Raw genomic sequence first — 12,706 nt, 5'->3', positions numbered from 1 at the left:
CCGTCCTGTGAAGTATCCTAATTCATCTCCACATAAACTCCAGATAGTAAGGCTATAATGACTACCAGAGGTGATATTATGAAAAACTATCATATTCTCGTGGTAGAGGACGATCAAGAAATTCAAGAATTAATTAAACAATTTTTAATGACACAACAGTATACAGTTGTAGTTGCATCCGATGGATTAGAGGGTATGACACAATTTAATAAGCAATCATTTGATTTAATTCTTCTAGATGTAATGATGCCCAATCTTAATGGATTTGAAGTTTCCAAGATGATTCGAGGCCAGTCAAATGTACCAATTATTATGCTAACTGCGTTAGAAGAGGAAGAAGATCAAATGAAAGGGTTTGACCTTGGAATCGATGATTATATAACAAAACCCTTTTCGTTTCATGTTTTGATTAGACGAGTCGAAGCTGTACTTAGAAGAAGTTATGATAAAAATGTAAATAATCATTTGGTATTTAAAGAAGTGCGTATCGATGTTGATGCATATAGAGTATATGTAAATGACGTTGAAATTTTATTAACGACAAAAGAATTTGAAATTCTACAACTACTATTTCAAAATGAGAGAAAAGTACTCACAAGAGAAAATATCGTAGAAAAAGTTTGGGGGTACGATTATTTTGGAGAAACACGAATAATTGATACACATATTAAAAACCTACGTAAAAAGTTAGCTATCCCTTATATTAAAACAATAAAGGGTATTGGTTATAAAATTGATGAATAGTATTGTGAAAATCATGAAGATGAAGCAAATTACTTATAAACTCTTTATGACTACCTCTCTCATTTTGTTATCCTTTGCAGTATTGATTTATTTAACTTTATACTTCTTTCTCCCTACGTTTTATGAGCAATACAAAACAGATCAACTTCAAACAGGGATAAAAGAAATCATTGATAAGTCTAAAGATCTTACGTTTCAAGATGCGATACCACTTTTTGATGAATATGCAAAAAAAAATAATGCGATGCTTTATCTTCAAAATAATGAGGGAATAATTAAATACTCTCCTTCATTTTCTTTTACTCAAAATGGTTCGCAAACGACAGTAGTTACTAGAGCGACACGGTTCGAGAATGCAGGTACCCTTAGCAATTCATATAACGTTACGCAACCAATTCAATTCCAAGATGGTAGTTTAACGCTTATAGTCTTTGCTACATTTCAACCAATTGATGAAGCTTCACAGGTTTTAGTACGCTTTCTCCCCTATATTAGTATCATTGTACTCGTAATTGGTGTAGGGAGTGCTTATTTCTATTCCAGGTTTATTACAAAACCACTTATTTATATTAATGAGGGTGCACAAAAGATGGCAAATTTAGATTTTTCCGAAAAAATTGAGGTTCGCTCTACAGATGAGTTAGGAGAATTATCTAATAGTTTGAATGACATGTCTATTAACTTACAACAAGCTATGTTTGATTTAAAAAAAGCAAATCAACAATTAAAAAATGATATTGAAAAAGAACGAGAAATAGAAACAAAACGCAGAGAGTTTTTTGCGATTGTAGCACATGAATTAAAGACCCCTCTTACTGTAATGAAAGGATTCTTAGAAGGGATGATATACAATATTGGCCCTTATCAAAATCGTGATCAATATTTAAAGAAAAATCATCAAATTATTGAAAGTATGGAACAATTAGTTCGTGAAATTTTAAGCATGTCGAAATTAGAACAACACACCTTTAAACTAAAAGTAGAAGAAGTTAATCTTTCGAAGTTAATAGATACAATCACAAAAGATCTCGAATTTTTTGCTTCTCAAAAAAGCATCCGAATAATAAAAGAAATTGATTCTGACCTTTCTGTTTATACAGATTGTGCTCTTTTAGAAAAAGCATGTAAAAATATTATCCATAATGCAGTTATGTATTCACCACATAATGAAAAAGTCTATATAAAGTTAAGTGAGGATTCTAAACAAGGTCAAATCAAAATGCAAATTATGAATACAGGTGTCAATATTAAAGAAGAGGATATACAACAAATTTTCAAACCATTTTATCGAATTGAAAAATCAAGGAATCGAAATACTGGAGGAAGTGGTTTGGGGCTATATATTGTTAAACAAATTCTTGAAACGCTAGATATAAAATATTCTATAAAAAATATGGAACATAGTGTACAATTTTGCATGAACATTCCATTATCTAAACAAAAAACAAACAAACTCCCCTCTTAGTAGGACGAGTTTGTTTGTTTTTGTAGTTTTAGTATTGATATTTTTCGAGTTACTTTTTAAGCAATATTGGGATTAGCTTTTTTACCAATCCACATACCTAAGCCCACCATGCCAAACCAACAGCAAATTGCTAACATAAACATCAATCGTTGTACGGATAACCCTTCAATCTGCATTTGACCCTTCCCAACAATTGTTTGGAAAAGTTGCGACCATTCGACATCGTAAAACACCCCTACTCCCACAATCACAATCAATATAAAAAATTGTAAAAATATATTCCCCATATTTCTCCATGTTGTGTAAATGAGTAAAGAAAGCTCTCTATGTGTAGCATTCACCATATATACTTTCATATTATTTTGAGAAGAGATACTATTAATGGCATAGCTCCCAAATGTAACGCTAAGGACTATAAATATTGGAGAATAAAACCCGAATATCATGATTAAAGTACTTACTAAAAACAAATGGATTGGATTAACTTTCTTAGCAGCTTTGATATCTAAAAATATGGACATCAAAATCCCTAATAGGTATGGTCCAACTACAATGAAAATACAGGTTAACATGTTATAGAAAGTAAAACTATAAAAAATACCCATCAAAAATAAATATCCATTTCCTAATCCAAGTAAAAATGATTCTGCCTTTAAGCGAATTGGTAAAGAAGATGAAAGTTTATGAAAGAACTTTCCTTTCAACAAACTCAAAAACATGAAACAAATAAGCGCTATAGAGAGTAGAAAAAAATAGAAAATATATTGTTCATTATTTATGTTACGACTTGTTCGTATCAAAAGAATAAGCATTGAGACAAAAAGAAACTTTCCTACTACCGATACGATGGAGATAGGTAAAAGCCCTTTGGCTAACTCTGTCCTCGGCATTTTTTTTATAGCAAAAAGGATACTGATTAAACAAATCCCATATATGCATGTTATCAGCGGCGGCGATAAAAAACTAATCGCTAACAATACGATTATTAGTAAAAGAAAAACGATACCAATAATAATCGCTTGTTGATTTTTATTATAAACCTTTCCCCCGACTTCCACATGTAGAAACAATAAAGTACTCGTCATAGTAGAAATTGTACTAACTGCAAAACCAGAAAATAACGCACTTATTTCTAGCCATCTTGAACTCCATCCAAAGAAAGTAACACTAAGTAATGATACTATCAGAATAGAAACAGTCCAATATAAGGAGCGATGAATCCCAGCCTTATTCACAATAGGTATCCAGATAAACACACCCGTCATATAAGTTGTATAAAACAAGATTGATGGCCAGTATCCCTCAAAGCCTTTCGAAATCTGTAATCCATAAACAATGTAAATAAGCATGGGTGTAAAGATAGTCGTTATTAGTAGACTAAATGTAGTTATACTTTGCACCACAAGTCTTTTTTGCTTTGTCGTATGTATCGTATAACACCTCACTTAAAATGAAATCAGTAGTTGTTATTACTTATTCTGTCCGAAATGAGGTTGTTATATATGCGCAATCCAATTGAAATTCCCATTACGAGGTAAACTCAATCTAAATCCACATTAAATTAAGTGGCGTGCAAAAAAGGTGGATTTTGTGATTCTTATAAATAAAATTAATGGATATATTCAACACCTTAATCATAAATGGAACAAATGTGTTACTTAGATTGTCTATTACGTATAAAAAAGGTGCTTTTGGTAGTTCTCTCATTTTGTAATGCAAGAAACACATGAGGAGTGCTATCTGGTACATTTGCTAGTTGTATCGGTATGTAAAATACCTAAACAAAATCCATATATTCTTGAAAGAGGTTGAAAATGTATGATAGTTTCAAAGAAGTTTTTTCACATCGCACATTATAAAAAGATGCTCCCTGTAGTATTACTTTCATGTGCAACGCTTATAGGCTGTTCCAATAGTAATATTCAATCTGAATCCCCTAAACAAACCAAACAAGAACATATAAGTAATCAATCTTTTGTTAAGCTTGAAAAAGATTATGATGCTAAGCTTGGTATTTATGCATTGGACACAGGTACGAATCAAACCGTTACTTATCGTTCAGATGAACGGTTTGCATACGCATCTACCCACAAAGCCCTTGCTGTGGGAGCACTGTTACAAAAGAAATCAATAGAAGATTTAGATCAAAGAATTAAGTATACTAGCAAAGATCTTGTGAATTACAATCCAATTACTGAAAAATATGTAGATACAGGTATGACTCTGAAAGAGCTTGCGGATGCTTCCATTCGATATAGCGATAATACTGCACAAAATCTTATTCTTAAAAAATTAGGTGGGCCAAGTGAATTCAAAAAATCACTGAGAGAAATAGGAGATACTGTCACAAATCCTGAACGTTTTGAACCAGAATTAAACGAAGTGCAGCCAGGAGACACTCGTGATACTAGTACCCCAAAGGCATTAGCTACTAGTCTTCAAGCATACGCGCTAGGCGATATACTTTCAATTGAGAAACGGAACTTTTTAATAGATTTGATGAAAAGAAATACAACGGGGGACAACTTAATTCGTGCTGGAGTTCCAGGAGAATGGGAAGTAGCCGATAAGACTGGCTCTGGCTCTTATGGAACAAGGAATGATATCGCAATCATTTGGCCACCAAATAAAAAGCCGATTGTTCTTGCGATACTTTCTAATCATGCTAAAGAGGATGCGAAATACGATGATAAACTTATTGCAGACGCAACTAAAATAGTGTTAGATTCTTTAAAAGTAACGAATAAATCATAGTAATGAATTTAAGCTGCTCCTACTTTACGGCACATATAGTTTTAAAGACTTGTACTTATCTAAACGCTAAGAAATGTAAGCGTGTTTTCAGGCAACGAAGGAGGCAAAAGCCTCCTTCTGCTCCTAATCGAACTCTCAACCCGTTCCTAAAGAAGACGCCACCACATCGTAGTGGTCTTTCACGTTCGAATCTCCTATTTAGAGTTAATATTTTACGTTTCCTTTCATCTTCAACCATTCTAATGCTCAATCATATTACGCATATTTTTAGATTTTCCATTTGTAGCTATATTAATCGAGACATTTAAATCTAATTCTTTATTTTGAAGGGATATTCTCCCCTCTTTTTTATATTGTTTCCACAATTTAGAATTCTGCCGATATAAAGAATGTGATAACTGATACGTGTCAATCCCTCTTTCGATTCCTTTTCGGTACGTTTTTTTTATTTCTTTTTCAACTTGGTCCTCTGCAATTTTTTTAATATCATTTACAGGCATAGAATTTATTAATTGAAAAATATCAGCATCGAAATGGATGTTCATAAGCATACGTAACTTTCCATTTTTAATAAAATGCTTTGTATCTATCTTTGGATTTTTCAATACTATATGTCCAATAATTTTCTCGTTAAATTTTAATAGTAATGGAGCTCGCTTGGTATTTTCATCCGTCCATCGAACCCCAGCAATATCATGGTTGTTTAAATGATTTATATAGGATTTATCACTTATAAAACCATAACCACTAAATTTTAACATTGGAAATGATGTATGCCCTTTTTTCCAATATGTTTTAGTCGTAGCTAAGAAAGGAATGCGAGTTGTCATCCCGGGTTCATAATAATTTCTTTGGAATTTATATAAAGGTAAAGGATCTATTATTGTATATTGCTTGGTTATCTCTTTTGGTAAATTAATGATTGTATATAATTGAGAAATATTTAAAATATTATTGTTCGCTAATATATTTTCTAAAGGTTCCTTAGTTCCAAATATCCACATAGTATCTCGAAATTGAAAAAAACGAGAGAAAAAATCATTAAATTGATTTAAGTCACCATGTTTTAGAAATCTCTCTGTTACAACAATTGTTTTGAGATGCTCCCATGAGATTTCTTGTTGAGCACCCTTATAAAAATCAAATGCTGCCTCATCTAAAATGAGGCCTTTTCCCTTTCCGATATAGGCCTGGCTATAATTACGGGTAGTGCTCCCTTCTTGTTTAGCTATGTTAGAAAAATTAATAAATTGCGGACGGATGATATAATTATTATCTTTAAAATCGATACCTAGACTATTTATATACAAAACGTGATGCAACTCTCTTTGATCCCAACACCCTGTTAGAAACGTACACATCATAAAAAGAAATATAACTATTCTTTTATTTTTCTTCATCGGTACTCTCTCTTTTCCTTGTATTATCTTGCGTATGCAATTCTTTAGGTCTTTTTTTCATATACGTGAAAGGAAGTCTAAATGTGGCTGCTAGCATACTTTTAAACACAGGGGGTGAATATGGTGTAAAGAATGGAACTCCAAAAGAGCGTAAATTTACTACATGTATCACCATCACAAGGACACAAAAGATAAATCCTACTATGCCTAATAAAGAAGATACTAAGAATACTACATACCGCAATATACTTATTATTCCTGTTACTGATTGATTAGTTAAAGCAAATGTCGAAACAACCGAGATTGCTATTATAATGACCATAGATGCTGAAACAATTCCTGCACTAATAGCAGCTTGTCCAATAATTAATCCCCCTACAACAGATAATGTTTGACCAAATACGGCAGGAACACGTAATCCTGCTTGCCTCAAAATTTCAAATAAGGTCATCATAATTAGCCCTTCTAAAGGAGCTGGAAAAGGAATCCCTTCTCTTGATAAGCTTAATGTAGCTAGCAACGTATAGGGAATCTGATCTGGATGATATGTAATTAGTGCTATCCAAATTCCTGGAAGAAATATAGAAATTGCTATCCCCAAAAGACTTACAAGTCGTACAAAGCTACCGAATATATAGAAAAAATCTTGATCTTCCGATGTATTCACAAAAAAAGGAAATGTAACTGGTGCAATTGTCGCTGTTGGCGACCCTTCAACTAGTAAAATAAAACGCCCATATAGCAAACAATTCACAGCATAATCAGGGCGCCCTGTATATTCAACTAAAGGAAATACACTAAATTGATTGTTTGTGATTAACTCTTCAATTTGTGCACTTGAAACAACCCCGTCTATTTTAATTTGTCTTAATTTTAATCGAACTTGATTAATGATATCTTGGGATGCGATATCTTTTAAATACATGAGTGCTACTTTAGTTTGTGTTCTTTCTCCAACAATAAATTCTTCATAACTAAGAGAACTCGTTTTTAGTCTTTTTCTAATTAATCCTATGTTTGTGTTTAACTCTTCAACAAATCCATCACGTCCACCACGAATGGTCATCTCTGTATTTGTTTGTTCAACTGATCTGGTAGGTATTTGGGCAATATCAACTATATATCCATGTTTAGATTCTTCAAAAATAATAAGGAGGTTACCTTCAAATATAATCTGAGAGATAGTTTCATTCGAATTTACTATATCTAATTTCTGTACTGATAACTGGGGAATTAATGTTGAGAGGTTAAACTCTTCTATCGACTTACTTGAAAGCTCTTTGCAAACATGGGATGATGTGGCTTGTTTTAATTTTGTATTGTCAATTAAGTTTCGACAATAAATAAACAATACTGAATTCTTTTTTTCTTTCTCATCCAATTCACGCTTTATTACTTTTACATCGTTGCATCCTTCAAACCACTCTAGTGTTATCTTCTCATTTATTTCTACTCGTTTGTTCATCTACGTTGTCTCCTTCAAACTCAGCAACCTTATATAAAATACACCCTCATACTCTTTTAAGAGCTTTCTTAAATTTAGCAACCCATACAAACCCTATTAGTAAGATAGAAAACAAAAATAGTCCTAATGCTGAAACTGGTAAAATAATTTGAGATACAAACCAATAGAAACTAGAGTCACTGATGGGTAGTATACTTATTAATAAAATACATGAAAGTATTGCAAACATAATCCCATTTCTCATTTTCCGATTTGTAATTGATAACAAATCTGGTATAAGAAAAACAACAAGTGATAGACGAATAAATATCCCTACAAGCCACTGATACACGGAGAGAAAGTCTAAATTTTCAATATACCTTCCTATTGACACAAGTCTCCATTCTTCAAATGCTGGATATCGTTGGTTTGCTGCTACGAAAGGTCCAAATTCTATAATAGCTGCCATAACTGGGCCTATTGTGATACCAATAATAACCATTCCCAAAGCAATTAGTTGATATAATTTGACTTTTGAACAAATGTGATGCTGTAAAAAAAGAATAAAAATTAACTCTAGAAATCCTGCTGCAGGATAAACCATCCCCTTAAATACTGGCTTCATTCCATTTTCCATCATTGGCTGAAGTAAAGAATAATCTTTATGCGGAACATTTGCAAACATTACAAAAAAACCAAGTAGAAATACAATAGGTAACAAAACACCTGTTGTAAGTGCAATAGATTGAATTCCTCTTGTAGCATTATAGAGACAAATCATTGAAAAAAGTATTCCTAATACAAAGTGAGGTGTTTCTGGTAAATAAAAAGAGAAAAAGGTTAATGTTTCTTTTAGTGCAACGACACCAATTGTTATTAAATAAATCACAACTATGAATATGATTGGATATACACTGAGTTTCCCAAAATTATTTTTTAACCACGAAAACAAGTGTTCATTTTTTATGTTTCTATATATGATGAATATTAATGAAATCCAAATCAAGTATATAATGCTTACTAATATGATAGAGATCCACGAATCTCTACCTGAGGTATCTAATAACATAGGAATCATAATGACATGATTAATTATCCCAATACTACCAATGAGTATCATAGAAACTTGAAATAAAGTAATTGTTTGCTTAGTCATACATACCACCATATTTTGTAATGAATAAATATTACATAGTATAACTGATACATTGCATCTTTATTCCAAATGGTTAGTGCGTAGAGCCATGGACAATTAAACGCTCTTATTTATAAAATCTATCACATGAGATGTAAGCTAGTTCCTTTTTACAGATAAATAAGTAAACGGGACAGTATTTAGATCATACATCTAAATACTGTCCCGTTTTTTATATGCAATTCTTCAATGATATAGTAAACCGATCATAACAAAAAAAACCTGTAGAAAATCCTACAAGTTCTTTTTCAAATATTGTTAAAAAGGAAACAACAAACTATCTCAACATTCAATACAGGGAGACCATTTTGATTATGGCTTGGCTTTATTATATATCAAATATAAATATTTGAAGAAACTAATTTTCGAAAATTATGTGAATTAAAAAGCTAGGGTGTTTATATTAGATTTCGTTTACTACCAACTTTTTCTTATTTAAATAAACTGCACGATCTGATTTTTTAGCAACTTCCTGTGAGTGCGTCACAACAATAATACATTTATTTTCTTTGTGTGCAAGTTCTTGAAACAGATCTATTATATCCATTGCCGTTTCTTCATCGAGGTTTCCTGTCGGCTCATCCGCAATCAGTAAATCAACATTGCAAGATAGCGCTCGAGCAATTGCTACACGCTGTTGTTGCCCACCACTTAGTTGCAGGACGTTTCGTTTCGCTTCTACTTCTGTGAGTCCTACCTTCTCTAATAATTCTAATGCCCTTGCCGTTTTATTTTGCACTTTAACACCTGTAATTTCCATTGCTGTTAAGACATTTTGAAGAGCAGTCATATAGGTAATCAAATTATAAGATTGGAAAATTACCGATACATTTTGATTACGGTACCGATCCAAACCAATTTTTCGAATATCCTTTCCATTAAACAGTACATAACCATTTTTAGGTATATCTAGCCCGCAACCTAAGCTAAGAGTAGTGGTTTTACCAGATCCGGATGGTCCTAGAATTGTGTAGAAATGTCCTTTTTGAAAAGAAAAGTTAACATTGTCTAGTATCGCTACTTTTTTTCCGTTACTTTCATAATAATAATCTAAGTTTTTAAATTGTAAAATCGTCTCCATATCGATTCTCCTTATTCATCTTTTAAAAGAATTTGTTTTGGATTCAGGCGTAGAATAGATAATGCTGGAAGAAGCGTTGCTAATATAGCAATAGCTAGTCCAATCCCCCCCATTTTCCCTACATCTTCTCCTGTTACACTTACATTAATTTTATCAATTGGATCCTCTTTTTGATTTTGTACAGTTCCACCAGGTCCAGCTACCATTACAGTTCCATTTTGTGGGGTGTTTGTTTCTTCTCCTGCTGTAGCAATTTCACTCGAAAGTAAATTATCCCCTATGAATTGAGAAATTTTTGCTCCTGTTGTTATGGATAATCCAAATGCTAAAATAGCGATACATACTACTTCTACTACGAACTGCGCCATCAGTTTCCACTTTTTCTCTCCAATGGACAATAGAATCCCCATTTCCTTACGACGTCCTTTAATTGATAGCATAATGATTAACCCTAATATTATCGCACCTGCAATTGATACAATATAAATAATCATTTGAGAAGTAGATGAGATATTTTCGATAGGCCCAATCATTTGTTTGTACAACGAATCATGTGCATCTAATTTATAATAATTAAAATCAATATCAGATTTTTTTGCTTCTTTTTTAAATGCTTCGATGTTTTGTGGATCTTTCAAGAAATACACGACTTGAATGCTACTTATACCTTGATCTACTTCTAATTTTTTCATAGTTGAATGCGGCATATATAGTTTATTAGCTGGATCCATTATAGGAGGGGCCTGTTGACCCATTGCTTGCTCATTCGTTTCGTAAATACCGATAATTTCAACCTCGAGGGTTTCCTTCTTATCCCCTGATTGCACTTTAACTTTGTCTCCTACTTTCAAATTGTTTAATTCCGCTAATCGTTTTTCCATTAAAGCTACATTCTGATCTTTCATCTGTTCTGTAATTGGTTTCCCATCAATGATTTTACTTTTTCCATTCTTAAAGCTTTCTTGTAATGCAGTTTTACGAACTCCCTCAATCATAAAAGAAGCATTCATATCTATTTCTGTACCGGAGCTTGAACCGCCTCGTACAGCCGCCATTCCCGCTTTACCTTTTCCTTCTTCTTCTCCTTCTGAAGCTCCTACTAGTTTAAGTCCATCAGAAATTCCGAAAGTGTTAGTTATGTAATTATAGTCTTTTACATACTTTGACTTCGCTAATTGATCTGCTTCTTTCGTGTTGAGCTGCGGCGGCTTAGGCATCTCTCCAGTTTCCCTAGCTTGTTGACCTAATTTGTCAAAATCAAGACTTAAAGTAACATCTGCACCAAGTTTTTTTCTTGCTGCATCAGCAGCTTTTTTTGATGCATTTTGGATTGTGAATCCTGCCAACACTAAATTTGTAACAATTAGGAAAACTGCCATCAAAATTAATGATGTTCCTACTCTTTTTTTCATACTGAGAATTGCGCGTTTCATAAAATTCATTTTTTCTTACCTCCTTGATAACTTATATTCTATATAGGTTATCTAGAGTCTATATGGAGCTAATCGGTAGTTTATCTAGAGATATAAGGAGTTTATGTGTAGTTCAAAAACGCAATCGTTTTTGAATATTTGCAAGAAGTCAGTCCATTTAAGACACTTATAGAGTTAAGCTTTATTTAATGTATATAACATACAAATTTATGTTTATTATGTAACTTCTATACAACAAATAAAAAGCACCCTATTTGAATGGTTATATGTGTGTTTGTTAAATATGAAAATTCATTAAAGAATACGGAGTTTTATTGAAGTTGGTCGGATTTTCTAATAATAATATTGTGTTAAAAAGCCTAACTTATAATTTTACAAGTTAGACTTTTTTATGCTATCTATAAGAAAAAGTTATAGAGACTCATAATATTTTATAATTTAACCTATTGTATTTAAACAAGTAAAATACAAGTAACAAGTGCATACATTAAGGAGGTTTTTTGATAGTGACAGAAACTATAACATTTAGGATTGCAACGGTAGATGATTTAGATGAAATTGTAAAAATGCTTGCTGATGATGTTTTAGGAAATAAAAGAGAACGCTATGAAACACCACTTCCTGATAGTTATATAAGAGCATTTCATGCTATTGATTGTGATCCAAATAACGAGTTAATTGTAGCATGTGATGGGACAGAGATTATTGGTCTTCAACAAATTACATTTACGCCTTACATTGCACGTCAAGGGGGTTGGAGAGCTACAATTGAGGGTGTACGGACAGCCTCATCAAAACGTGGTAAAGGTATAGGAAGTAAACTTATTAAATGGGCTATTCAACGTGCTAAATTACGGGGGTGTCATTTAGTACAGTTAACAACAGATAAAGAACGACAAGAAGCTTTGCAATTTTATAAGAAATTAGGGTTTAAAGATTCTCATGAAGGATTAAAACTCTTTCTCTAATGAATATAGCTATTTATATACCAGAAAGACGCATATTGTAAGGTTAATTGACTATCGGCTTCGAAAATTATGGTAACTATCACTGTATAAGATATACAAATTGACACATTGTCTTTCATAGAAATCACGTCACTTCAAAAGGTGTACCTTTTGATACGAAAATAAGCAAGTTAATGTTCTCTTATATGAATGAGAATATTAACTTGCTTTTTAGATTTTAGT

At 32.4% G+C, this 12,706-nt stretch carries 10 protein-coding genes; 4 read left to right on the top strand and 6 right to left on the bottom strand.

From position 1 onward, the window contains the following. The first annotated feature begins 78 nt into the window (after nt 1-78). Both FT637_RS10845 and FT637_RS10840 read left to right on the top strand, forming a co-directional pair. The gene (locus FT637_RS10845) at nt 79-744 is read left to right on the top strand and encodes a response regulator transcription factor (RefSeq protein WP_193646301.1); all 666 of its coding nucleotides are present in this window, start codon (nt 79-81) and stop codon (nt 742-744) included. Further along, nucleotides 737-2,209 (top strand): ATP-binding protein, encoded by a 1,473-nt coding sequence (locus FT637_RS10840; RefSeq protein WP_193646300.1) that lies wholly within the window; start codon nt 737-739, stop codon nt 2,207-2,209. Before FT637_RS10845 ends, FT637_RS10840 begins: the two co-directional genes overlap by 8 nt. A gap of 56 nt (nt 2,210-2,265) precedes the next feature. On the opposite strand, the gene FT637_RS10835 is transcribed toward FT637_RS10840, so the two are convergent. Next, complete coding sequence (locus FT637_RS10835; protein WP_193646699.1) at nt 2,266-3,558, bottom strand: hypothetical protein; 1,293 nt, start codon at nt 3,556-3,558, stop codon at nt 2,266-2,268. A 469-nt stretch (nt 3,559-4,027) separates the two neighbouring features. Here FT637_RS10835 and bla point away from each other — a divergent pair, with 469 nt between their 5' ends. Further along, the gene (gene bla, locus FT637_RS10830; protein WP_193646299.1) at nt 4,028-4,963 is read left to right on the top strand and encodes a class A beta-lactamase; all 936 of its coding nucleotides are present in this window, start codon (nt 4,028-4,030) and stop codon (nt 4,961-4,963) included. 239 nt (nt 4,964-5,202) lie between these two features. Here bla and FT637_RS10825 read toward each other — a convergent pair whose 3' ends face one another. The 5 genes from FT637_RS10825 to FT637_RS10805 form a co-directional block, all read right to left on the bottom strand. Further along, nucleotides 5,203-6,363: a Ger(x)C family spore germination protein gene (locus tag FT637_RS10825; protein WP_193646298.1), complete on the bottom strand. Its 1,161-nt coding sequence runs from the start codon at nt 6,361-6,363 to the stop codon at nt 5,203-5,205. Continuing rightward, nucleotides 6,350-7,828: a spore germination protein gene (locus FT637_RS10820; RefSeq protein WP_193646297.1), complete on the bottom strand. Its 1,479-nt coding sequence runs from the start codon at nt 7,826-7,828 to the stop codon at nt 6,350-6,352. Before FT637_RS10820 ends, FT637_RS10825 begins: the two co-directional genes overlap by 14 nt. A gap of 46 nt (nt 7,829-7,874) precedes the next feature. Further along, nucleotides 7,875-8,963, bottom strand: coding sequence for an endospore germination permease (locus FT637_RS10815; RefSeq protein ID WP_193646296.1), 1,089 nt, complete (start codon nt 8,961-8,963; stop codon nt 7,875-7,877). Nucleotides 8,964-9,405: 442 nt separating this feature from the next. Further along, nucleotides 9,406-10,083, bottom strand: a complete 678-nt coding sequence (locus FT637_RS10810) for an ABC transporter ATP-binding protein (RefSeq protein ID WP_193646295.1) — start codon at nt 10,081-10,083, stop codon at nt 9,406-9,408. Between the two features lie 11 nt (nt 10,084-10,094). Beyond that, entirely contained in the window at nt 10,095-11,525 is a 1,431-nt protein-coding gene (locus tag FT637_RS10805) for an ABC transporter permease (RefSeq protein ID WP_193646294.1), read from the bottom strand. Between the two features lie 497 nt (nt 11,526-12,022). Here FT637_RS10805 and FT637_RS10800 point away from each other — a divergent pair, with 497 nt between their 5' ends. Then, nucleotides 12,023-12,484, top strand: a complete 462-nt coding sequence (locus FT637_RS10800) for a GNAT family N-acetyltransferase (RefSeq protein WP_002200389.1) — start codon at nt 12,023-12,025, stop codon at nt 12,482-12,484. The last annotated feature ends 222 nt before the right edge of the window (nt 12,485-12,706 follow it).

The sequence above is a fragment of the Bacillus cereus genome (assembly GCF_015071065.1).
Lineage (GTDB): Bacteria > Bacillota > Bacilli > Bacillales > Bacillaceae_G > Bacillus_A > Bacillus_A cereus_BA.
Note: the sequence above shows the minus strand (reverse complement) of the source record. Positions and strands in the feature narration are given on the sequence as shown.